Origin of the sequence: Janthinobacterium sp. GMG2, from assembly GCF_033949445.1 — a bacterium.
Lineage (GTDB): Bacteria > Pseudomonadota > Gammaproteobacteria > Burkholderiales > Burkholderiaceae_D > Janthinobacterium > Janthinobacterium aestuarii.
This window is the reverse complement of sequence record NZ_JAXAWA010000002.1, coordinates 942868-966986: the sequence shown is the minus strand read 5'-3', so window position 1 is coordinate 966986 and position 24119 is coordinate 942868. Positions and strand designations below refer to the sequence as shown.

Annotated in this window: 19 protein-coding genes; 9 read left to right on the top strand and 10 right to left on the bottom strand. The window is 55.0% G+C overall.

The window, feature by feature from the left end; genetic code table 11:
• Window positions 1-47 precede the first annotated feature (47 nt).
• On the bottom strand, window positions 48-701 hold the full coding sequence (locus SKZ59_RS10445; protein WP_319991658.1) for an SMI1/KNR4 family protein: 654 nt from the start codon (window positions 699-701) through the stop codon (window positions 48-50).
• Window positions 698-1102: a MerR family transcriptional regulator gene (locus SKZ59_RS10440; protein WP_051990904.1), complete on the bottom strand. Its 405-nt coding sequence runs from the start codon at window positions 1100-1102 to the stop codon at window positions 698-700. The genes SKZ59_RS10445 and SKZ59_RS10440 overlap by 4 nt, the downstream gene beginning before the upstream one ends.
• 154 nt (window positions 1103-1256) lie before the next feature.
• On the opposite strand from SKZ59_RS10440, the gene SKZ59_RS10435 reads away from it, so the two are divergent.
• Window positions 1257-2051, top strand: a complete 795-nt coding sequence (locus SKZ59_RS10435; protein ID WP_319991657.1) for an SDR family oxidoreductase — start codon at window positions 1257-1259, stop codon at window positions 2049-2051.
• Window positions 2052-2054: 3 nt separating this feature from the next.
• On the opposite strand, the gene SKZ59_RS10430 is transcribed toward SKZ59_RS10435, so the two are convergent.
• The gene (locus SKZ59_RS10430) at window positions 2055-2963 is read right to left on the bottom strand and encodes a LysR family transcriptional regulator (RefSeq protein ID WP_319991656.1); all 909 of its coding nucleotides are present in this window, start codon (window positions 2961-2963) and stop codon (window positions 2055-2057) included.
• 101 nt (window positions 2964-3064) lie between these two features.
• Between SKZ59_RS10430 and SKZ59_RS10425 the strand changes: the two genes are divergently transcribed.
• Window positions 3065-4525: an amidase gene (locus SKZ59_RS10425; protein ID WP_319991655.1), complete on the top strand. Its 1461-nt coding sequence runs from the start codon at window positions 3065-3067 to the stop codon at window positions 4523-4525.
• Window positions 4526-4617: 92 nt separating this feature from the next.
• Here SKZ59_RS10425 and SKZ59_RS10420 read toward each other — a convergent pair whose 3' ends face one another.
• The gene (locus SKZ59_RS10420; RefSeq protein ID WP_034748226.1) at window positions 4618-5046 is read right to left on the bottom strand and encodes a DUF2061 domain-containing protein; all 429 of its coding nucleotides are present in this window, start codon (window positions 5044-5046) and stop codon (window positions 4618-4620) included.
• Window positions 5047-5254: 208 nt separating this feature from the next.
• On the opposite strand from SKZ59_RS10420, the gene SKZ59_RS10415 reads away from it, so the two are divergent.
• Window positions 5255-6028 (top strand): hypothetical protein, encoded by a 774-nt coding sequence (locus SKZ59_RS10415; protein ID WP_319991654.1) that lies wholly within the window; start codon window positions 5255-5257, stop codon window positions 6026-6028.
• A 64-nt stretch (window positions 6029-6092) separates the two neighbouring features.
• On the opposite strand, the gene SKZ59_RS10410 is transcribed toward SKZ59_RS10415, so the two are convergent.
• Window positions 6093-7448 (bottom strand): chitinase, encoded by a 1356-nt coding sequence (locus SKZ59_RS10410; RefSeq protein ID WP_319991653.1) that lies wholly within the window; start codon window positions 7446-7448, stop codon window positions 6093-6095.
• A gap of 390 nt (window positions 7449-7838) precedes the next feature.
• Between SKZ59_RS10410 and SKZ59_RS10405 the strand changes: the two genes are divergently transcribed.
• Both SKZ59_RS10405 and SKZ59_RS10400 read left to right on the top strand, forming a co-directional pair.
• Complete coding sequence (locus tag SKZ59_RS10405) at window positions 7839-8705, top strand: hypothetical protein (RefSeq protein ID WP_319991652.1); 867 nt, start codon at window positions 7839-7841, stop codon at window positions 8703-8705.
• The gene (locus SKZ59_RS10400) at window positions 8705-9688 is read left to right on the top strand and encodes an OmpA family protein (protein ID WP_319991651.1); all 984 of its coding nucleotides are present in this window, start codon (window positions 8705-8707) and stop codon (window positions 9686-9688) included. The genes SKZ59_RS10405 and SKZ59_RS10400 overlap by 1 nt, the downstream gene beginning before the upstream one ends.
• A gap of 584 nt (window positions 9689-10272) precedes the next feature.
• Here SKZ59_RS10400 and SKZ59_RS10395 read toward each other — a convergent pair.
• From SKZ59_RS10395 to SKZ59_RS10380, 4 genes are all read right to left on the bottom strand, one after another.
• Entirely contained in the window at window positions 10273-13395 is a 3123-nt protein-coding gene (locus SKZ59_RS10395; RefSeq protein WP_319991650.1) for a DEAD/DEAH box helicase, read from the bottom strand.
• Window positions 13385-14182: a Hachiman antiphage defense system protein HamA gene (locus SKZ59_RS10390; RefSeq protein WP_319991894.1), complete on the bottom strand. Its 798-nt coding sequence runs from the start codon at window positions 14180-14182 to the stop codon at window positions 13385-13387. Before SKZ59_RS10390 ends, SKZ59_RS10395 begins: the two co-directional genes overlap by 11 nt.
• 268 nt (window positions 14183-14450) lie before the next feature.
• Complete coding sequence (locus SKZ59_RS10385; protein ID WP_319991649.1) at window positions 14451-15893, bottom strand: DUF6602 domain-containing protein; 1443 nt, start codon at window positions 15891-15893, stop codon at window positions 14451-14453.
• A gap of 108 nt (window positions 15894-16001) precedes the next feature.
• Window positions 16002-17906 (bottom strand): hypothetical protein, encoded by a 1905-nt coding sequence (locus tag SKZ59_RS10380; protein WP_319991648.1) that lies wholly within the window; start codon window positions 17904-17906, stop codon window positions 16002-16004.
• Window positions 17907-18377: 471 nt separating this feature from the next.
• Between SKZ59_RS10380 and SKZ59_RS10375 the strand changes: the two genes are divergently transcribed.
• On the top strand, window positions 18378-18776 hold the full coding sequence (locus SKZ59_RS10375; RefSeq protein WP_413774540.1) for a helix-turn-helix domain-containing protein: 399 nt from the start codon (window positions 18378-18380) through the stop codon (window positions 18774-18776).
• Between the two features lie 256 nt (window positions 18777-19032).
• Window positions 19033-21192 carry a TonB-dependent siderophore receptor gene (locus SKZ59_RS10370; RefSeq protein WP_319991647.1) on the top strand — a complete coding sequence of 720 codons (2160 nt, stop codon included), beginning with the start codon at window positions 19033-19035 and terminating at the stop codon, window positions 21190-21192.
• A 43-nt stretch (window positions 21193-21235) separates the two neighbouring features.
• Here the strand turns inward: SKZ59_RS10370 and SKZ59_RS10365 are convergent, their stop codons facing one another.
• Window positions 21236-21649, bottom strand: coding sequence for a MerR family transcriptional regulator (locus SKZ59_RS10365; protein ID WP_034748206.1), 414 nt, complete (start codon window positions 21647-21649; stop codon window positions 21236-21238).
• Between the two features lie 193 nt (window positions 21650-21842).
• On the opposite strand from SKZ59_RS10365, the gene SKZ59_RS10360 reads away from it, so the two are divergent.
• Window positions 21843-23072 (top strand): NADH:flavin oxidoreductase/NADH oxidase family protein, encoded by a 1230-nt coding sequence (locus SKZ59_RS10360; protein ID WP_319991646.1) that lies wholly within the window; start codon window positions 21843-21845, stop codon window positions 23070-23072.
• Between the two features lie 37 nt (window positions 23073-23109).
• On the top strand, window positions 23110-24108 hold the full coding sequence (locus SKZ59_RS10355) for an acetoacetate decarboxylase (ADC) (RefSeq protein WP_319991645.1): 999 nt from the start codon (window positions 23110-23112) through the stop codon (window positions 24106-24108).
• Window positions 24109-24119 lie beyond the last annotated feature (11 nt).

Here is a 24119-nt window from a genome sequence, read left to right as displayed (position 1 = left end):
AGCAGCCTGCGCACACCCATAGGACAGTCGCGATTATGCCCGTAGGACTAGTCCTGTTCGTTAGCGCACAATTCGACTTGTTTAAGAGCAAACAAAGCGGTGATGCCGGCATCGCGGCGCCAGGCGGGCATGCCGATATCGAGCCATTCCGCCATCGCGTCCAGGTGTGATGGTTCCGAAACGCTGTGTTCGAGTTCATCGAGCACCGTGTCGCGGTCGATGTACAGGCTGTCCAGCCAGGCGTCGAACGATGGCGCCAGTTCCATCAGGCCGTGGGCGCGCTTGCCCGTCCAGTCCGGCAATTCCTGCACATAGGCCAGCACGCGGCCGCCGCCTTCCTCCGTCAGGTCCAGGTAGACCATGGAATTGCCGCCATCGCGGGCGAAGGGCAGGATGCGCACGGGCATGTCCGTGTGCTTGCGCGCGGCGCGGATTTCGCCGACCAGTGTTTCATCGCAGAAATCGCCTTCATCGGCGCTGAAGAAGGTATTGAAGCCCATTTTTTCTACGCCGCCATTGCCGTCCGGCACATCACAGGTGTAGTCAAAACAGGCGCCGTTGGCCACTTTCAAGAACGCCAGGAAGGCCGCCGGCAAGGGCGCTTCCAGCAAGGTCTCGATGGTGGCGATCTGCCGCGCTGTGGGGGCAGGCTTGGCGTCCTCGATCGCCAGGTGGCGGTAGCGCGTGTAATAGTTGCTCATTGATTGTCCTTGTATTTATTCTTGTATTCCACTGGCGCTACATCGTTGCAACCCGTCTCCACCTTGGCCAGCGCATCGACGAGGCCCGCGCGCAGCACGGCCATCGAGCGGGCCTTGTCATCGATCTGGGCAATTTTCGTTTCCAGCATAGCTCGTTTGGTCTGTGCATCGAGCGCGTTTTCCTGCCAGACGGCAATCACGTCGGCGATTTCCTTCAAGGTAAAACCCAGCGCCTTGGCGTGGCCGATCAGCTCGATGCGCCGCAAGGCTTGCGCCGAATATTCCTTGTAGTTATTTGTCAGGCCCGGCTGCGGGGCTTCGTCCAGCAGGCCCTGGCGCTCGTAGAAGCGGACCGTGTCCTTGCTGACGCCCGTCAGGCGGGTGATTTCTCCGATACGCATGGTTTTTTGACTTTCTACTAATTTGTGGGACGCGAAAAATGTGCAGGGCAAGCCTATGCAACGCAGCCATGTGCACTTTTTTGCATTCCACGCTTGACCGTGGACTAAAGTCTACAGTTTACATTGAAAACTTCATCTACTCCACACCACTGCCATGACCGCTTTCAACTATACCAACCAGACCGTGCTGATCACGGGCGCCTCGTCCGGCATCGGCCGTGTATTTGCGGAAACCCTGGCCGCGCGCGGCGCCCATTTGCTGCTGCTGGCCCGTTCCGAAGCCGTGCTCGACAGCCTGGCCAGGGAACTTTCCCAGCGTCATGGCATCCGCGCCCATGCGCTGGTGGCCGACCTGAGCCAGCCCGGTGCCGCTGCACAAGCTTATGCGCAAGCCTGGTCGCTGGGCATGGCGCCCGACGTACTGATCAATAACGCGGGATTCGCCACGCATGGCCGCTTCGAAAGCATCGACCTGGCGCGCCAGGCGGCTGAAGTGACCGTCAATTGCACGGCGCTCATGGAAATGACGCACTGCGCCTTGCCGCACATGCTGACAAAAGGGCGGGGCGCCATCATCAACGTGGCCTCCACGGCGGCGCTGCAGCCCGATCCCTACATGGCCGTGTATGGCGCCAGCAAGGCTTTCGTGCTGTCGTTCTCGGAAGCGCTGTGGGCGGAAAACCGCAGCCGCGGCGTGCGCGTGCTGGCCCTGTGCCCGGGCGCCACGGAGACGGCCTTCTTCGACGTCGTGGCCGCGCCCGAAGCGGCCGTGGGCAAGCGCATGGATCCGCAAGCCGTCGTCGATGAAGCGCTGCGTGCGCTGGACCAGGGCCGCAGCAGCCATGTGGCGGGCAGACCGAACCGGCTGCTGGCGTGGCTGCCGCGCTTGTTGCCGCGCCAGACCGTGCTGGGCATCGTGGAAGGCATGCTCAAACCGAAGGCGGCCTAGGGTTCAGAAGGCCATGATGCATTCGCGCAACCAGCGGTGCGCCGGGTCCAGGTGCATGCGCTCGTGCCAGACCATGGCCATCTCGTAATCGGGCAGGCTGACGGGCGGCTCCCACGTGCGCAGGCCGCCCAGCGCGTTTTTCAGCAGGCGCGACGGCAGCAGGGCCACCATGTCGGACGCCGCCAGCAAGGGCGGGACGATGAGGAAATGCGGCACGGACAGCACCACCTTGCGCGTCCGGCCCAGCAATTCCAGCGCCGTATCGACATTGCTGCGGAAACCGCCGCCGTTGGGCGAGACGACGATGAATTCCAGCGCGCAAAATTGATCGAGGTCGGGAGCTGTTTGCAGCAGCGGATGGTCGTGGCGGCCCGCCAGCACGTAGTGTTCGGTAAACAAGGTGCGGTGGCGCAAGCCGGGTGGCGCTTCTTCTTGCGCCAGGAAACCCAGGTCGACCTGGCCATTTTCCAGGTCTTGCGCCATGCGCGCCGGCACGGCCTCGAACACGGCCATGCGCGACAACGGCGCCTGCGCGCGCAAGGCGGGCAGCATGGGCAGCAGGATCGCATATTCGGTGGCGTCGGCCGCCGCCAGGTTCCAGCGCACCTCGGCCGTGGCCGGGTCGAACGCCTGTTCCGGCTGCAAGACTTGCTCCAGCTGGGCCAGCACGGCTTGCAATGGTGCAAACAGGGCCAGCGCCCGCGCCGTGGGCAGCATGCCGCGCGGGCCGGGCAGCAGCAGCGGATCGTCGAAAGCGGCGCGCAACTTGCCCAGCTGCACGCTGACGGAAGGCTGGCTCAGGTGCAGCCGCGCGGCCGCCCGCGTCACGTTGCGCTCGATCAACAAGGCATTCAGGGTCAGCAGCAGGTTCAAGTCCAGCTTGTGCAAATCCAACTTATGCAGATTGTTCATGACTATACCTCGTATATTAACTATTCATTTCCACTATGATAGCGCAAGCCCTACAGTAGTTCCTGTGATTCTCACTCTTCATCTTTTACAGGAACTAACTGATGCAACTCCATGAATATACGAGCTTTGATGGACTAGGACTGTCCCAGCTAGTGCGCGATGGCGCCATCTCTGCGGCTGAATTGCACGATGCAGCCGTGCGCGCCTGCGCCGCCGTCAACCCGCACATCAACGCGGTGGTCGACCTGTGGCCAGCCGATTTCACGCACATCGACCACACGGCGCCGTTCGCCGGCGTGCCATTTTTGATCAAGGATGTGGCCGTCACGATGGCGGGCCAGCGCAGCGAAGCGGGCAGCCGCCTGGGCGCCGGCCACGTCGCCGCGCTGGATTCCCACCTGATGACGCAGTTCCGCCAGGCGGGACTAATCACCTTTGGCCGCACGAGCACGCCGGAAATGGCCTTTGCCACCACCACGGAACCCGTGCTCTACGGCGTCACGCGCAATCCCTGGAACGTGGCATTGAGCGCGGGCGGTTCCAGCGGTGGCGCTGCGGCGGCCGTCGCGGCCGGCATCGTGCCGCTGGCACATGCGACGGATGCGGCCGGATCCATCCGCGTGCCTGCCGCGTCGACGGGATTGTTCGGCTTGAAGCCGAGCCGAGGCCGGGTCTCGAACGGCCCCGCCATGGACGAAATCTTCAGCGGCCTGGGCGTGCAGCTGGGCGTGAGCCGCACCGTGCGCGACAGCGCCGCCTTGCTTGATTGCGTGCAGGGTGTGCTGCCGGGCGAGCCATATGTAACGGCTGCGCCCGGCCACAGCTGGCTGTCGCAAGTGAGCGTGGCGCCGGGCAAGCTGCGCATCGCCGTGCAGCGCGCCGCGTGCAATGGCGCCCATCCCGTGCCCACCATCGATGCCGCGCTGGACACGACCGTGCGCCTGCTGGAAAGCCTGGGCCACCACGTGGAAGAAGTCCCGCCCGCGCTGGGCGTGTCGTGGGAAGCGTTCGTGCAGGCGAACGCCAGCATCTGGTGCGCCAACCTGGTGCCGTGGATAGACGCCCTGGCGCAAGAGAGCGGGCGGACCGTGTCACTCGACACCCTGGAAGCGGCGACCCTGGCCTGCTATCGTCATGGCCAAACGGTGTCGGCCGTCGACTTCGTGGCCGCCCTGGACGTGCGCAACACGGTCACGCGCCAGGCCGGCGCCTTGTTTGGCCAGTACGACGTGCTGCTGACGCCCACCATGCCGGATGTGCCGTGGCAGCTGGGCCGCTATGGCGAAAAGGAGGAAAAACTTGACGGTGTTGGCTGGACGGCGCGCCTGTTCGAGCATTCGCCCTACACGCCACTGGCGAACGTGGCGGGCTTGCCAGCCATGTCCGTGCCGCTCGGCATGTCGAATGACGGTTTGCCGATCGGCATGCAATTCATGGCCGGTTATGCGAACGATGGGATCTTGCTGCGGCTGGCGGGACAGCTGGAGCGGGCGGCGCCGTGGGGGCAAAAAAGGCCTCCCGTGTGGGCGGGCAAGGTGTCAGCATGCCATGAAGGCGGCTGAAACCGGCTGCCATATCGGCGTTGGCCCGCAGCAAGAAACCTGGGTCGGACCCGCCGGGTCCGGCCCCAGTCCTTGTTTTTGGGTGAAAAATATCAGGTGGGCAGCGTCGCCAGCGGCGCCGCGCTGCGGCTTTCCAGGCGAAAGCGGGCTTTTTCCCACAGCCGGTCGTGGAAGGGCAGGACGATCACGTTGCAGATCGGCTCGACCACGGCCAGCAAGCCGCCAAACGCCAGGGAACCGGTGGCCCAGTACATGACGCCGAACGCCACGCCCATGTGCAGGGTCGTCTGGCTGAGCTTTTCACCGGCCAGGGCGGCAAAGCCCAGGCGGCTGGCGGCGTAGCGGCGGCGGATCGCGTGCCACGCTTTTTCATGCCATGGCAGCAGTGCTACGTTGATGACCGGTTCGATGATGGCGGCCAAGCCACCGAGCGCCAGGGAGCCCGTGAGCAAATAGGCGAGGCCGAAGGCGATCGACATATGCGTGCAAACCTGGCTGAATGTTTTGATGGCTGTGAACAAGGGAGGCTCCTTTCTGTTGAATTCGCTTATCCTTGATTTAGATAGTAACGATTCTCATTTACAAAAGGAAGCAAAATATTTCAAACGGATCAATAGCTACAGACTATCGAAATATGAAATTGAATGATATCTGCCTGATCCCGTCCAAAAACACGTATTTGCTGCCTATACGGTAAACCAGCATGTGCTGGGGTTTCTGGAGAACAGCATGCCCACCCTTTTTGACGATGTACTGACCACGCCACAGCCCTGGTCGCAGCAAGTGATTGCCGAATGGCGCGACGTTTTTCCTGCGCAACACGGCGCCAATCTCGATGATTTCGTCGTGCGCGAGTGCCTGCGGAGCAACGCTCTCATGGATATGCGCAGTGTCGTCGGCCAGTCGGACCATTATGCGGGGCAATCGTGGCGCGACGCGGCGCTGGCACCGCAATACAAACCGGGCAAGATGCGCGCCGTCTTTGCTCAATATGAACGCAATCCGGACTACTATTTCAACGGCGAACTCGACAATGGCATCGTGCTCAGTTCCATCGATGGCCACGATTGGTACACGGATGGCGGCGGCAATCACCGCACGGTGCTGGCGAAGTTCGCCTGCGACCGCATTGCGCGCCACACCGGGCGCTATCCGCTGGTGCGCGGCGTGTCGACCTGCCACTATCAGCCGGACATGCAGGCCTGGCGCCTGTTCTGCCAGCTGCGGCAACGCCATGCGCAGCTCATTTCCGTGGCCGTCACGCGTGAAGACAGGCAAAGAACCGATGTGGCCGGCGCGACGGACATCACCTGGCGCCTGCGGTTCTTCGTGCTGGACCGGCGTTTTGGCGGTATGGTGCGCGCCGGGCATCTCGACGCCGCCTGCTTTTGCGCCTATGCCCGCCATGTGCTTGCCCATGACGGCAAGCCAAGCTGGCGCGACCGCGTACTGGATTGCCTGATTGGCGACCCGGACCGTCTCGTGTACCCGTCCGTAGCGTAAGCACGCCTATCTATATAGTATGCAGGCCGGAGGAGGGCAGTGCTCGTCCGGCCTGTTTGCTCCCTTACGGCAAGGTCTTCAGCACGGTCTTCGTCGGCACGGAGAAATTATAGTTGTCGTGGCGGTCCCAGTTGATCGACCACGTCATCACGCCACGGAAGTCCGGATACGCCTGCAAAGGCTTGATGGTGCCGCAGTTGAGCAGGCGCGTCAGGCAATTGAGGGCGTTGCTGACGTCGGCATTCGTCGTGAAACCCGAGCCGGCCGAGCTGCGCCCCGACGGCACGCCGAAGCCCACCTGGTCCGGACGCAGGCCGGCAAAGATATTGCTGCCGTAATTGAAACCTTCGATCAGCATGCGCGCCGTGGCCACCAGCTGGTCGGCCGAGCCGGCCTTGATGGGCCCCGTGGCGTACGGCGTATAGATATCGCCATTGTTGTAGTACTGCGGGTGCAGCACCGTCAGCTCCGAGCGCAGGGCGTTGATGATGGGAATATAGGCGCCCCAGATGCTGCCATAGCTCGTGTAGCCCCCTTCCACATACACCCATTCCGGCGCCATCGACAGGTAAAAGCTGCTGCCGACCTTGGCTTTCAGGTTTTTCACGGCGATCGGCAGATAGGTCTGGATGGCCGCGCCTTGCGCCACACCGTTTTCCAGGTCCAGGTCGATGCCGTCGAAACCATATTTGGTGATGATGGCGTACAGGCTGTTGGTGAAATTCGTCGCTTCGGCCGTGTTGCCGACGGAAACGGAACCATTTTGCCCGCCCAGCGACAGGATGACTTTCTTGCCCTTGGCACGTTTGGCGGCCACGTCGGCGATGAATTGCGCTTCCGTGCCGGCGCCCGGATCGATGGTCAGGCTGACATTGCCGCCGCCCGCGTTGTCGCCGAACGACACGACGATCACGTCCCAGTCGTCGCTGACCTGGCTGATCGGGTAGGTGGCGCCGCTGGGGTTGGTGAAGTTGTGCCAGTAGCCGATCAGCGCGTGTTTCGCCAGGCCCGTGGGGGTAGGCGTCGGTGTTGGAGTAGGTGTCGGAGTTGGAGTTGGCGTCGGTGTCGGGGTGGGAGTCGGCGTAGGTGTTGGGGTAGGCGTTGGTGTCGGAGTTGGCGTAGGAGTCGGTGTCGGCGTACCGCAGTCTCCCACTGCGGTCCAGGGCTGGCCGCTGCCGGCGCCGCCGCTGCTGGTCGACGGGTTATTGCCTTGCGTCCACCAGTTGGCCGTGTAATTGACGTTGTTGTAGCTGGCCTGGCCGCCACCGTTGTAGGCCGTGCCGCTGTTCCACGGCGCGTAGCAGGCGACCGCTTGCGTGGCGCCGGCCAGCAGCTGGCTGGCGCCTGCGCTGGATCCTTCGCTGCCTCCGCCGCAGGCTGCCAACGTTCCCCCGAAGAGGGTAATGATGAGGGTATTCATGACTGTCCGGTTCATTGCGTCTCCTTGTGTATTTTTTTGCCGGCCGGCTGGACACCGTCCGATTTTTCAGAGTGCAAGCATTGCAGGTGGTAGTCAACTGGTTTTATTCTTTGCGCAAGATCACAATACCAGTTGCCACCTTTCCCCAGTAGACCGGCGATGCAGGCCATACCAGTGACTGTTTTCCGGCGCGCTGGTATGGTGCCAGGAATGGCGCCGGGAGCAGGGCGGGGAAGGGAGGTGGACGCCATGCAAAGCGGCTGGGTCAGCGTCTGCCCGGGGCACGGTGACAATTGTTGTAGATTTTCATTGTGACAATAAACGTATTTCCACGCTCATCTTCGGCGTATCGTAGCGCATATTGTTATTGCCTCAACACAGGGGATAAGAATGAAAACACTGCGCCCGCTGATCTTGTGGCTTTGTGCCATCGCCGCAAGCGCCATGCTTGCCGGTTGTGCAAGTTTGACTCCCGAGTTGACTCCCCAGCAAAAAAAGCTGGTCGGCGACGCGCAAGGCAGTTGTCCTGGCCTCACGGGAAAGGACGGCCGGCTGGCGTTCCAGCTCAAGCCTGTCATCGAGGGCAAGGAAATGAACCCCATCACGTCCAAGTGGAGTTCAACGGGCGTCGGTGACGAAGCCCTCGTCATAACCCTGTTCGCGCAGCGTCTGTGCATCCTGGAAGAAGTTGCCGCGCGGCCTGACCAGGCGGCCATGACGCAGGTACATGAGCGATATATGGAGGAGATTTCCAAAGGCATCAATACCTGGCCCGCATACGATGCGGCGCAGTACGAGCAGCAGCTGGCGCGCTTGTCCGAGCAAAAAAAGGCGCACAAAGCGGCTGTCAACGCCAGCTTTTCAAACAAGCGCCATGATATTGATTCCGTCGTGCTTGTTGCTGCGATTCCTTACTATGATTTCCTGCACATCAAGGAAGTGGATGTGGAGTGGAAAAAAGGAAGCTCGGCAAGCGGAACGAAAACAGTGAGTTCAGCTGCCAAAGTGTGTTTGACCAGGGACGATTTTTCCGTCGCCATCCGGCCAGCGCTCGACCAGACGCGCGCGATTGTCATCGGTCTGGGCATGGGAAAGTATGACGAAGCCCAGGCGCTGCGCCTGATGCTCGAGCAGATTTATGAGGCGGGCGGCCAGCGCCTGGTCAACGCCCGCGACGCCAGCAAGAATGCGCCGGCCGTGACATGCACGGTGTCCGGCGGCGAGAACGCCGTGGCCGCCGGCCCGGTCGCCAAATAATGAGTCCCTACCTGGAAGTGATCATCCCGGCGGCCCTCGCGCTGTATGCGGGGTTCCAGCACGAGGGCCGCTGCAGCATCGAACCGGCCGTGCATCCGCTGGCAGAAAACATGTGCCAGGGCTTGCGCGCCGCGTTTGAAGATGGCTGCAAGACGCTGCTTGAGGTACCGCTCGGCAAGACCGGCATCTATCTGGCCGGTTCCTATTCCATCAAACCCGTTGCGTTTGCGCCGCTGGTCAGGGAGAAGGTCCAGGAAGGCTATTCGGCTTGCGTCGGCTTCTGGAGCGGTTCGATCGACTATGACACCTATCAAACGGCGCTGGAACAAAAAGCCAGCGTCTTGAACGCGATGTTCAAGGCCGTGGGCAAACCGGGCAGCGCCGCACCGGTTCTCGACGCCGCCGTCGCCAACGGCGCCCGGCGCGACGACGTGTTGGACGCCAAGGTGGCGGCAGGGGACTTGCGGCAAGATTGCATGGGCCCGTCGGCCATCAAATGCGGGCACATCACGACGCCGCCGACAGACCCGGTGTTTATCCCGCCAGACCCGCAGACCGTCGATCGCCTGTCCGCCGCCGTGGCCGACCTTGCCCAGGAAATCAAACGCCAGAACGAGCGCGGCCCGCGCATCGTCGCCGGTGGCTCCGGAAAATGGACGTTGGCAGCCGAAATCAGCTTCGCGACGGGCAGTTCGACGCCCAGGCAGGAAGAATGCGCACGGCTCGCCGCGAACGTGATAAAAGCGTCCCCAAGCGCCCAGCGCGTGCAGATTGCCGGCGCCGCCGACGAGCGCGGCACGCCGGCCGCCAACAACGCGCTCAGCCTGCAACGCGCGGCATCGGCAGCGCTATGCCTGGCCACGCATGCGCCGGCGAAACGCTGGAGCATTGAAATTACCGGTGCAGGCAGCCTGGCCACATCGCCAGCCGAATACGCCAGAGCACGCCGCGCAACCGTGTTTGTTTGGGAGCCGCAGCCGTAGTGGCACGCGTGGACAGGCCGACGGGCGTGCTGGACGATCTGCGAAGCGCGACGCAAAGCAGCCGCCGGAAGCAACTGGAACAGCCAATACCAAAGATCGGGGAACGTACGCGCTGTGTTCGAGCTGGGCGGTGCATCGAGGCGCGAAGGAACCGTGCAAAAAGCCATAGCGCGACAGCGGTGCGTAGAAGGCTGAAATCGCATTTACGATTGTACAAGTTGCAAAATGAGGGATTTGACGAATCCATCCATAACTTCGCATAATTTATATTATGTCAAATGCACTATCGGGGAGATTAGTACTATCAATACTAATCTCCACTCAAAAAAATAAAGCCAGCAACCGCGCACCTCAGCAGTTTTGCGTCCATTTTGCGTCAATTGCATTGATCTATTTCAGCCACAGATATAAATACCATAGATATCAATAGATGAAAGCACTAGCCTACCAATACGCGCGAACGATAGCGAGCATTTTGGCTCTGTAGCGTTTTCGGGGACGCGACACTCAAGTACGGCCAGTATGATACCAAGCGCAACACCATGCGATTGCTACCACGACCATGCTCGAATACCACGAAATGTTCAGCTCCTAAATTGGATGCTCGAGAAATACTCGGGGAATTCGTCCAAAACCAACTCCAATACCTCGGGATTATCGCGTAATATTTTATAATCAAACCCTACAGTTTTTATCCCCGCTGCATCATAAGCTTTTCGTATAGATTTACACAGTTCGCGATCAACAAAGCCTTCACTAAAAAGCCAGCGCTCAAAATCTCTACCTAAACCAATCTTCAAACATTGCTGCAGCGTCCGCATGAGTGTTACAAGTTCATCATTATCAAAAGTATTTTCTACAATATCTGCCAATGCACCGACAACCAACATTGCATCGTAAGCCAGAGCGCCATCGGTAAAATCAACAACATGTGACATCTTAACCGCCCTGGTACTCTTAGGAGTCTGGATGTAACTCCTCTGATCTGCAAATTTACTGAGAATCTCTTCGTACGAAAGTCCATCGATCCAACCGAGTGCGGCAGACAACAGCGATTCTTCCGGCTTTAATTTAAACACAATATCACTCAAAGACAATTGAACAAGGAGAGGCCAACAAACCTCTAACATCTCATTTTGCGTAGTGCAAAGAGTAAGCTCAAAATTTTTCTGATCTACCCACGCTTCGATAATTTTCAATTGCCGAATTCCCAAAAGTGCCTTTCCATAATATGCAACCTTTTTCATATCGACACTTAAAACATGTAAAGCAATAGCACGAAAAATGCTTTTCAACAGTAGTCGTTCTTCTTCTGATGCTAAATGATAAGCAAGAGTTTCTTCTGAAAGTCCAGAAAAATAGTCAATATTACGAATATCTGGATTATCCTTCAGGATTGCTAGCATAAAACTTTCAATTTTCTGAACGATAGCCTCTGAGTTCTGCATCTGTTCGAACGTAGCTTTTAGAGCGGCAGGCCTTTTTTCTAGAGCATGAAATACCAGACCTCTATATTCATCGGGATCACGTATAAAATCCAAGATATCCCAATCCCATTCAAGGCTACGACCAGGATTAACTAATTCTTTCAAACTACTTACACACTCATCAGCCTCACTCATATCCAACAGTTTCAGCGTCTTGTTCCACTTCCATCTTCCATTACGATTGTATCGCTCCTCAAAAAGCTCCAGATCTGAAAAAATTACGCTTCCTTCAGTATGATATCCAGATCGTCCAGCCCGCCCCATAAGATTATGAAAATCACGACGTTTAATTTCCTCCCCGGCCTGCCAGATACTGGTGACAATTAGATATTTTATCGGAAGATTTACCCCTTGGCTCAATGTTGAAGTACAAATTACCAAGCGAGCACTATCATTGCTCATTGCCCATTCTATACATACACGTAGTCCATTGGGTATTGCCTTACTATGTGGAAGAACACCTAGTTCTATGGCGCGAGTGACTGTATCTTCAGAACCGAAATGAAGGTTTGACAAATATGACAGCTTTGAAATCTCATTTGCATCTGATTTTACCAAAGGTTTCTCAAGAAGCAATCCTCGATCATAATATTTAATAATACGATCACATATAGAACTGACACTCGTTTTAGTACCACAAAATACTGCTACGGGACCCAACTGGCTAAATCTTATGCCTAAGTATGCCGGTATGGTCGGCGGATCTTTCCTATCAGGAAAAAATCTATCTACTTTCTCACCTTTGTTTCTTCCAACATTAATTTGATTTATTATTTTTGGAACAATGAAGTCGCGTTCAACTACTGACTCATTATCAACATAATTTAGCTGCCCGTATTCACCTTGCCAACTTGCAAACGCAACAGATCGTACAGTAGGCAAACAATGTGCACCTTGAATTTCAATTCCATCGTCGCCATATAGCCAATCACCAATCGATTTGGCATTCCCCATTACAGCTGAAATCAATACTATCTGCGTATCAGTCGCAACTGCGGAACGTAAGGCTCCGATTAAAAGCTCATACGTAACACCCCGCAATCCAGTATCAAACTGATGACCCTCATCGAAAATCAAGAGCCCTATTCTCTCAGCCAATTCTGGTTTGTGCCGGAGTAGATAGACCATCTTTTCAGGCGTTGATACCATAATTGCGGTACGTGTCTTTGGATCTCGGAAATTAGCGCCCATTAAAAATTTCAAAAATTCAAGATCTTTCTCATCAACATGCGGAGTATCGGCCAACTCATTAATAGAAACATTTTCACCTAGAAATGCCATTTTAAAGGCATCACTAATTTCGCGACATAGCGCTCGAAAAGGAGCAACAATAACTGCCAATTTTGCTCGCCCACTTAAAAATGAGCTACGTATAAGTATCTCAGTGGACTTTGTTTTACCAGCACTAGTTGGCATCTGCACTACAGCAGATGTTCCCTTAAATATATTTTTTTCACCCAGCAGTCTTTGTGCAGGCCAGAATTCACGTATGAAATTTGGTTTCGAAATTATAGTAGCCCACTGCTCGATAGGAATGCCGGTAAAATTAGGCAAACAAATTCTCGAAGAATTTGCTATTCTACGTTTTGTCACAGCAATAAGGATATCTATAAAAAAGATTTCTCTATCATTACCATATTCGTATATGTATTTTTCTGCTGCTTCACACGCCATCTCGACTTCTTCAGGCGTGGCGCCACCATTCACAAATCTTCCATACGAAAAAATAATTTCATTTACCACATGGATATCTGAAAATGACATGAAACCGCCTATTGTTGATGATGAGCGAAGCATCCATATTAATGGCCCTTCAATATTTCGTGGCGTGAGATTGTGAATTTCATGCAATAAGTCCTTTGAAAGAACAGATGCGCTTCCAGGCATTTCAGCCAAATAATAGGCGGATGCACCAACAATACGCAAATACACTGACCCCTCTTGATCGATCGAAATTTGATCCAGTGCATCAAAGTATTGGGCGATAAGAACCAGCTGACTTTTTAGGTCAGTATATTTTTTTTCCGAATTGATTCCAAAAATAGATCGACGCCTTTCAAGTGATGCAAGCTCACCCAATATCCCAATACTTAAAATAAGTAAATTATCCGGATCCCCTTCTAGATTATTGTGATGCTGTTCATCTAATTTGAATTCATACTGCTTTGCCTTAGATTTAGTTACAGCCAGGACGCGTTTCGAATTATATTCAAGCTTCATCGGCAGCCTTCTCATATAAATGATGAACTATATTCATCATATCAGGACCATGTATAATCATGAGATCAAGTTTATCTCGATTCTTATGCATGAGCGTTGAAGTCAAAGCCAACTTATTTACATCAAAAACAGTTTGAGCAACTACAGCTGCCGCTCCATACCGTAAGGGATAGGGATTATCATCTGGATTTTGAAATCTAATTACCTTTTCAGATTCCGCAGAATTCCCTGTATATTTCAATCGCTGCCGAATTGCGTTTAACGACTCGGCAAGTCGGTATTTATCCTTATCAGAATGGTCAACTGCATCTTGCAACCTATTTACGGGCGATCCGGTAAATTTTGCCTTTACCTCGTAGACTATTAATTCATCTTTTTCTGCACCTAGTTGTACAAGCCGCATGCCTACGACATCGCTGCCTTGATCGCTACTATTTGGGTTTATCTTAAATGCATACCGGACTTTGGGGACCCAATATTGAAGACGATAAGTTAGAAAGTCTGACACCAGTATCTCTGCAAAATCTCCAGCTCGTGTCGCCGGGCCGGTTTTTTGCCCTTTTTGCAGAGCCTTTCTAACCGGAAATTTATAAGTTTCAAGATATTCTTTGCGGCTAATGTTCATAGGAACGCACAACGAATCTATTTCATTATCGTCACAGTAGTGGTTGCGAAAATGTTTCGCCCACGCAGAAATTGTGACAGCGTCCCCAAGCTCATACGAAAAATCATATATTTTCACAGCTTGTCCGCATGCGGTTGTAACAGCGGCCGCGCTATCCAACATCCAGTCCAAATGCTTTCCGGTCCAAGGCATTACTTTCTCGCAGTCTTAAAGTATATTATTCACTATAGTTTTCTTTCTGCCCCATCGGATATGCTCCGATAAAAAATTTGCGGATCTATCTTAAAATGCTTCCAGAGCCGTTCTGGCTTTATTCTTGAAGGAGCGTTAAGAAAGCATTGGCAAACCAGGGCTTACAAGTTACGGACATCAAAAGAGCAGCGGACAACGCTGCGAAGCGGCGGCCAATACAGTCTGATATCAAAATAAATTACTGCAGGCCACTTAGATCCGTATCCGCCGCTAGTTCGTCTGCACTAATCTGTCCACTACGGAATTGTATAAATTTACAAATATATCTGTCTGCCCCATCTGCTGTCTGGGTCCACATCAAGTCAGTTCGGTGCAATCGAGGACGCCAGTGATCATCAAATAACTGCAGATGAGCCCCTGAACGGAGATACTTCAGCAATGGGTGGAATAACTCAAGTTGAGTAGATTTTGCAGCAGGATCAATATCTAGATACATTAAAATTTCCGCTATGAACGCTGCTGTATTGACATCACCAGAGCCACTGGTGTCATACCATTCCATGGATGGACGAGGATAGGAGCCTGGGACATTGCATTTTTGATATCTATGACGAACTAGATGAGCGTGAGGAACGCAGATCATTTGAACTCCTTGGAACATATAATAATGTTCCCGGCTGTTTATACCATCGGATTTTTTTCCTAAATAAAAAGTACGAACCCGTTCAGCGACAGATTGCGATTGAATATATTCAGATTCAAATGCGAATATACCTTTGAATACGGGTATAAGAGGTGGCGTAACACGCATAACTTCATCAAGAATGTCTAGTGCTTCATCTAGCGGTCCAGTGCTCAGGGTGGTCTTGACTTCAATGACAGCACGTACAGAAGCAGCGGGGACAACTACAATGTCGCCGTCTCGAAATAACGCACCATAACGATGTGAGTCCCAAATAATTATATCAAGTTGACGAGGACAGTTTTCAACAAATCCAGTGCTGACTTCATATCTCTGAGGGAGAATTTGCCGAAGCATATTACGCAGAAGACCTTCTCTATAGCTTCCAACAGTTCCAGTATGCCGTATCAAGTGATCAATACGGCGACTTTTCACAAGAAGCTCTTCAGAAAAACTTTCTAAGTATCGCCGTCTTTCTGCATTTTCAATAAGCGGTTTTGAAAGGCTATACCAGATACCGCCTTTATCCACATTAATATCCCCCCCTCCCATCGTTGCAAACATTTTTAAAACATCGGACACAAGATCAAAATCTATGGCAGAATTTTTTTTAAGCTCCGCAGTTAAATCATCAAATCGAAGTCGATAGCTTGGTGCACTCTCCAAAATGGCAATAATTGCACCTTTAACTAAAAACCAAGGAGTCACATCGATTCTCACTCCTCTGACTTCACCGATTCCAGAATGATCGATTAATAAGTGGTGTCCAATGTTATGAGAGAAGGTAACCAAGGGCTCAGTATCCCAGTCCTGGCCGTTTTCCTTAGGAGCAAGTGTCACGTACCATTCGCCATTTCTCTCGACAACCATACCTGAACGCAGTTCTTCCATATCTGAACTCGGCAGGTATATGGATACTCCAGCATTGAATTCACCCGCTAAAAAAGGAGGAATGTGCACTTGCCGTTTTATTTCGATTGGATCGGTAGAAAATGACATTATCGATGTCCTGAAGGTGATGCTAGTCTAAAATATTTTCGATGAGAAGATACTGAGAGGGAGCATGAAGAGTTAGAAAGCTACAGGTCATTCAAGAGATTACATCTCTCAAGCACAACCGACTACATGGAAGCTTGCGCTGACGGCAGCTGCATTTGCTTTCACGCCAAATAGAAGAGTACGCAATTGAACAGATCCAAGACTAGCGGTCTTGGCTAGCGGAGCATTCTTAGGCAGACCATATGCAAGTTGCATCACATGGGGCTGAATAATTAAAACTGCATAACAGGCGTCCTCGTCGATATCGCATAAAACGTTGAAAAAATCGTCTCGATTCCCATCTGGCGCCGTACCCATTACCAAGGCCGAATTCCAAAGAGGACGGTCGTCGTCAAAGATTCTTTTCTCCAGCCTGTCTATCAGTCTTTCAGCTGTAAGATAACGTAGATTTTTAACTGCCTGCCCACATACCACCTCATAAGGTCCGGCAACCATCTCACGCGCTGCTGACTCACTGTGAGCCCCCTTGATATGAATTAAGGTAATCTTCGGAATGCCCACTGGAGGTGCGAATACATGCACAAAATCAGCAACTTCCCCGGCATCATCGTCGCAGAAAATCCATACATCTCTGCTGCCAAGCTGCAACGGTTCCAACCCCATTTTTGCCGCTTCGTTAGGGTCATTCAACGTTCGAACGAACCAAGAAAATAGGCTGCGATCCGTTGTCGATTGCCATATGTTAGCAAGCTCGTTTGCCTCTGGCTTTTCTTCGTGAACCCAAACAGAGGTTCCTGCTACCGAATGGTAAGGCATCAATGCGAAAGATAACCATTTCCAGTCTGCAAAATCAATATCCATTGGGCGAGCTACACTCAAAGCGCCTGCGGTTATTGCATGCCCAGAACCATAAAAAACACGGAATATTTCAGGCTGCGTCAGAAGCGCAGCTATTACTTCTGTCATCCAAACTTGCAAAGGTGCGGTAACCGGCGTCACCTGAAATTCGATCACGCTTTCGCTATGGGTAACAGTGAAAGCAGGCTCGACCTGAATGTTGAGAATCCCCACCAGCGATGTAGAGGACCAAGGCTTCACCGCTAGATCAAATGCATATGGCGGGCTTCCAACAGCAGTAGAGGCTGATATCTGGAAATAATATTGGGAAGTCAAGTCGGCGGATTTTCTCTGTTGGGCTTTTAGCCGCAATGCTTCCGGCGCTGACACGTCGAAGTCGAAAGGTGACTGCACCGAGGCGAACGAACTCAGTTCATTTGCCAAAACTGGCAAGGTAGCCTCTTTCGTACCGCTCGTCTCCAGATAGCCAAAAATCTTTTGCACATCTTCAGCAAATGAGACAATTGTTTTATGTGGTCGAGTCCAAACCGCCGATCCCCGCAAGCTGACCCCCATCTCAGCTTGCCGAGCAGCTGCGGCAAGATAACTAGAGTCCCCCAGCGGGTCCAATGCAAATTTCAGATCGGAACCACTTAATATTTTTGAATCGGCCTTTACTTGTACCGACCTATGGGTCCCTGAGAGCCACATGGCCTTTAGTTGTTTGTCATCGAGGAATGCAGCGATCAGCCTAGTGGAAGATATCTTAGACAAGGTAGCTAACGCCATGGGTGCCAAAGAATTGCCAAGATTGGACAACAATATCTTGCGTAGTCCAGAATCAGAAGCATAAAAGGCAACGCGATTCTTTGCCACACTGATCAAAAGCAGCTCATTAGTAGAATCCTTTAATGATGGTTCCCACTTAGACGAAGTGCTTGTCTCGAACCACCGGCCTCTGATAACCACCCCATTATGGGAAACGGGGCCGTATTCACCTACCGTACCGCTAACCGAAGTTCCTGCTGCAACTAACGCGAGTTGCACTAAGTCAAGGTATTGATCCAATATTTCCAGCTGTTCTACGTCCGTTATGTGAACACCAGACTTACGCTCGGCTAAAACGTAGCTGCCATAAGGTTCTGGTGATATAGCCGGTAGAAGGCGCGTCGCCATAATTCATCCTTAATTTAATACATAGGGATATATCATTTCCGTTTGGAAATTACCTCTAATATACACTTTGGAAGTGTAGCCTTGCAATTTATTGCCGATCTTTGCAAATAACTGAACGCTGGACACGCGGCTTTAGCTGAAGCATGGCCCCATTCGCTTTTCATGCGGGATCTCAGCTGTTAAAAATTTCCCCGACTGCTCTGTCGTCAAGTCTGGCATGCTGGCACTTAGTTGGCGACATGCCGCCTGTTGAGATGCAAATCTACCGTAGGACTGTTATGAAGGGCATGAAAGAATTTTTGCTGCAGCAAGCTTCCGATCAACTGTCACGCTAACCTCAAATTCGACAAAGCCGGTCGGGCGGAGTGTTGAGTTGCACTGAAAATTGACCCACTTTCCCCACGAATTTGCAACGGAATCTGACCCACGTTAGTAGCACAATTCCACCTGTCTTATCGGCAGGAGATCGGAGTGATCAACGTGGCTCTACTCGGTATCATTCGACGCTGGCACCTTCGTGACCAGATCCCAATACGAGATATCGCTAGGCGACTGGATATTTCACGCAATACCGTCCGACGCTATCTGCGCTCGGAAACCACTGAGCCCTCCTATGCGGAGCGGCGATCAGTTAGCGGATTAGACAAATACTCGGTGCAGCTATCCGGGTGGCTCAAGGCCGAAATGACGAAGCCGCGTAAGCAGCGGCACGATTTGAAGCAGATTCATGAGGACCTGAAAGAGCTGGGCTATGCAGGGTCATACGACCGCGTGGCAGCGTTTGCCAGGCAGTGGAAGGCGGGTCAAACAGAGTGGGTCAATTCTGCGAGCAAACGAACACCGCCCACTCTCAAGCTGCACGGGGCTTAGACCTATCCCGTCTATTGACCGTTCTGGCCCGCCACGCCTGAAAAGCACTCTTGTTATGCATCGTTATCGCCCGTGTTTTGCTATTTGTTATTTCTCATGTCCTGTAAATATGGACCGAGCGCCACGACAAACACCTCGACAACTTACTATCTATGCACCATCACACATCATGTCAAGAAGTATAAAACGTAATGATTCTCATTTATAGTATAGTGCGCACAGTTTTTCTTCTTATAACCTTGCGCCCATGCCATCGATGCCATCCTCACGCCCTACCCCATTCCCAGCCCACCATCCCCTCGCCGCCCGCCTGATCCTCGCCGGCCTGCTCATTACCAGCATCGCACCCTCCGTCTACGCACAAGCAGCGTCAGGCGCGCAGAGCCCGCTTGCCACCGTCGTCGTCACAGGCCAGGCCGAAGCGGACGCCGGCGGGCAGATTGCCAAGAGTGCGCGGGCTGGCTTGCTGGGGGAAAAAGACTTGCTCGACACGCCGTTCAGCGTCAACAGCTACACCAGCCAGCGCATGCTGGACCAGCAGGCGCTGACTCTGGCCGAGGTGCTGGGCGGCGATCCGTCCACCCGCTTCACGGGCCAGATCGGCGGCGTCACGGATTCGTTTTTCATCCGCGGTTTTCCCCTCAACGAGGGCAATCTGAGTGAAGTGGCGTTCGACGGCGTGTATGGCGTCTCGCCCAATTACCATTTGTTTACGGAATACCTGCAAAGCGTCGAGGTGCTCAAGGGGCCGGCCGCCTTGCTGTACGGGATGTCGCCGAATGGTGGCGTGGGCGGCGTCGTCAATGCCGTGCCGAAACGCTCGCTGCCGCGCGACTTGACGCGTTTGACGCTCGATTACGGCTCGGGCTCGCAGGCTGGCGCGGCCATCGACGTCAGCCGCCGTTTCGGTGAAGAGCGGCGTTTCGGCATCCGCTTCAATGGCTTGCACCGCCAAGGCCATACGCCGCTCGACCACCAGACCTCGCGCGCGGAAGTGGCGGCCGTCGCCCTCGATTACCAGGGACAGCGGCTGCGCGCCTCGCTCGACGTGATCGAGCAATACCAGTGGATCGACGCGCCCACGCGCCCCTTCCTCGTGGCGGCGCGCCTGCCCGTGCCGGAAGCGCCGGACGGCCGGCGCAACATCGCCCAGTCCTGGGGCTGGTGGAAGTCCAACGACCTGGCCACCTTGGGCAAGCTCGAATACGATGTGAACGATAAGGTGACCGTGTTCGCCGATCTGGGCGGCACGCGCTCCGACGTGTCGCGCTATTCGGACCAGACGCCGACGATCACCAGCGCGGCCGGCGACATGACGGTCACGCCGATGAACTGGAAATTCCGCGTGCGGCGCGCCAGTGGCGACACGGGCGTGCGCACGCGCTTTCGCACGGGCGGCATCGAGCATGCGCTGGTCGTGATGGGCAATGTCTACCGTGACGAGTTTGGCAGCGTGAGTAATTCAGGCAAGCTCATCACCTCAAACATCTACCATCCCGTGGCCGTGCCCGACCCTGGTATTGCCGCACCGGCGCGCGTGCCGAAACTGTCCGCGTCCACCCTCTCCAGCCTGGCCGTGGCCGATACGCTGGACATACTGGACCAGCGCGTGCAGCTGACCCTGGGCGTGCGCCGCCAGCTGGTCGAATCGAAAAACTACAACGCCATCAGCGGCGCGCTGACCACGCACTACAAGCAAGGCGCATTGACGCCGCTGGCCGGCATCGTCGTCAAGCCGCTGCGCCACGTGTCGCTGTATGCGAACTATATCGAGGGCCTGAGCAAGGGCGATATCGCCCCGAACATCGCCGACAACGCGGGCCAGGTCTTCGCGCCCTACAAGAGCAAGCAATATGAAGTGGGCACGAAGGCCGATTTCGGCGTCGTGCTGGCGACCCTTGCCGTGTTCCAGGTGACCAAGCCCAGCGGCCAGCTGTACGGCAAGGTCTACAGCATGGATAGCGAGCAGCGCAACCGGGGCCTGGAGCTGAACCTGTCCGGCGCCGCCAGCAAGGCCGTGCGCCTGCTGGCCGGCATCACCTTGCTCGACGGGCGCCTGGTAAAAACCAACAACGCCGCCACCATGGGCAAGCGCCCCGTGGGCGTGCCGACGTCGATGGCCAACCTGGGCGGCGAATGGGATCTGCCGTACTGGCCGGGCCTGACGGCCACAGGCGCCGTCAGTTACACGAGCAAGCAGTTTGTCGACCAGGCAAACGTGCAATCGGTGCCGTCGTGGACCAAGGTCGACCTGGGCTTGCGCTACCGCACGGCCATCGCCGGCAAGGCGACGACCTTGCGCGCCGGCTTGATGAACGCCTTCGACCGCCATTACTGGGCCGGCGTGGCCTCGTATGGCACCGTTTCGCAGTCGGCGCCCCGCACCATGCAACTGTCGGCCGCCATGGATTTCTGATTTGTCGTTACGCTTGCCGCGGGCTTGACTATCTTTCCTTGGCTTAATTTTTACTGCCTATCCCCATGCTTTCCATCACCCTGGCTGCATTGTCCTTGCAGTCCACGTCATCGGGTTTTGCATTGATCAGCTGAATCAGTGATAAAAGATGGGCCTTGTTCTGCGCCAATCGCACTTCCAGCGATTCGATATCGGCAATCTTCTTTTTCAGCGCGGCCATCAGCTCATCATGTTTCCATGATGAGCTATCCTCGGGCAAGACTTGCTTGATTTCGTCCAGGGAAAAGCCCGCCTGCTGCGCGTCGCTGATAATGGACAGTACCGCCACCGCTTCCAGAGGATAGTCGCGGTAGCCATTCGATTGCCGGCTCACGGCTTTCAACAAGCCCCTGGATTCGTAGAACCGAATCGTGGAGGCCGCCAAGCCGCTGCGCTTGGCCAATTCACCAATTTTCATCACTTCCCCGCTGATTTTTTGTGCTTGCCTGTCTATGTCATCACGACGCCATGCTCAACTATAAGCTTGAAGCCAGCTTGAATGTCAAGCGGCGGGTGATGCGCAAGGGAGATTACAATTTTTCCGATTCAGGGCTTGACCTTCAAGTTAGCTTAAAGCTTATCGTGGGGCTATCGCAACCTTGGAGATCAGCATGAAACCCTTTACCGCACTGACATTGCCCAACGGGACAGTCGTTCCGAACCGTCTTGCCAAAGCCGCCATGGAAGAGAACATGGCCGACAACGATCACGCGCCCTCGGACGAGCTGATACGTCTGTACCAGTCGTGGGCGGACGGTGGCGTGGGTCTGATGATCACCGGAAACGTGATGATCGACCGCCGCGCCATGACGGGACCCGGCGGCGTGGTGCTTGAGTCAGAGGAATTTGGCGCCCGCTTCGAGCAATGGTCGCGCACGGCCCGTTCACGCGGCGCGCAGGTCTGGATGCAGGTCAACCATCCAGGGCGCCAGATGCCCGCCGCCCTGGGACAGGAAACCGTGGCGCCGTCAGTTGTGCCCATGGACCTGGGCAACTTTTCAAAGCAATTTTCGACACCGCGCGCAATGACGGAGGCCGACATTGCCGACGTCAAGCAGCGCTTTGTCAACAGCGCCCGGCTGGCCGAGCGCTTTGGCTTTACGGGCGTGCAAATCCATGCCGCGCACGGCTACCTGATCAGCCAGTTCCTCTCCCCTCTGACCAACCAGCGCACCGACCGCTGGGGCGGTTCCCTCGAAAACCGGGCGCGGCTGTTGGTCGACGTCGTCAGCGAGGTGCGGCAAGCCGTCGGCAAAGGCTTTGCCGTTGCCGTGAAGCTCAATTCGGCCGATTTCCAGAAAGGCGGATTCAGTTCGGATGACGCCAAGCAGGTCGTTTCCATGCTCAATACCCTGGGTGTCGACCTGATTGAATTGTCCGGCGGCAGTTATGAAGCCCCTGCCATGCACGGCCAGACCCGCGACGGCCGTACCTTGGCCCGCGAAGCCTATTTCCTCGAGTTCGCCAAGGATATCGCCACGGTGGCCAGCATGCCCATCATGGTAACGGGCGGCATACGCCGCTACCAGGTGGTGCAACAAGTGCTGGACAGCGGCATTGCCATGGCGGGCATGGGAACGGCCTTGGCGCTCGACCCGCAACTGCCTGAAGCATGGCGTTCCGATCAATCGGCAAGCCCCTTGCTCCGGGCCATCACCTGGAAAAACAAGGTGCTGTCGTCCATTGCCTATATGGCGATGGTCAAGTATCAGCTGCGGCGCCTGAGCCAGGGCAAGCATACCCGGCCCAACGTGGCGCCTGCGCTGGCGCTATTGATACAGCAATGGGACACCGCCATCCGGAACCGGCAGTATCGCCGCCGGATGCATAGCGGCTTTTAATGGAATTTTTCCCAATCCAACATGGAAGGTGCAAGCAATGAACATGAACATCGCCGCGGCGGTATCCGCATTGGTATTGAGTATTGCCGCAAGCCCGTCCCGGGCGGAACACGCTGTCGAAAACAGGCAGCTCATTATTGATATCGCCGGCCATGCCGTCCCGGTGGCCGCTGGCGGCCTGTATGACCGCTTTCGCTCGAATCCCCCTTTATCCGTCATCGCAGCGGAAGCGCCGGAGCTTGACCTGAGCTGGTTCAAGGACATGCAAAAAGAAAAGGTGTCCATCGGCTTTGACTCGTATTCGCCGAACTTCTATTACAGGAACCGCAAGATCACGGCCGTATTTACGGCCGACCTCACGCGCCTGAAGGATCTGATGCCGGCAGACATACTGAAGCAAGTCCAGCCGCTGCAAGTGTGGCCAGGCCGGGGCGCGGTGGCATTGACGGCCTATGCGTATGAGTACTGCGACAACGACAGCTACAATGAAGTGTCCCTGGCGATTGTGACCAACAAGCCGGGCAGCGCCAGCTTTGGCCCGTTCACCTTGCTGGGTCAATCGCTGTCCAAGGATTTCTGGGGCTATGTGCTCAAGCTTCCCGTCAACACGGAACTGGCCAGGGTGCGTGGCGTGGTTGGCTACAATCTGCCCAAGTGGCTGACCGGTATCGAGGTGAAGGAAACGGACGCAAACGTTTCCTTTGAAGTCATGGATAGCGCAACAGGCAAGCTCGATTTTGTTTTTGCAGGCAAAAAACTGGGCGACCTGTCGCACACGGCCGATGTGGTGAGCAACAGCTTCACCAACAAGGATGGCGCCGGGAAACTCACGTATGGCTATGCCGTTTCCCGCCAGCTCAGCCATGCGTCGAGCACGAGTGGGGATGCGGTCGACCTGAAGCTGGGCGACGGCAGCTTTTCCACCTATATCAAATCATTAAAGCTGGGAAAGATGATCAAATATGAATACGTGCCGGAATTTCAAAGCGCGCTGTATGCCCCGAAATCACTAAGAGACCTCGGTGCCGGAAAGTAATTTTTTTGAAA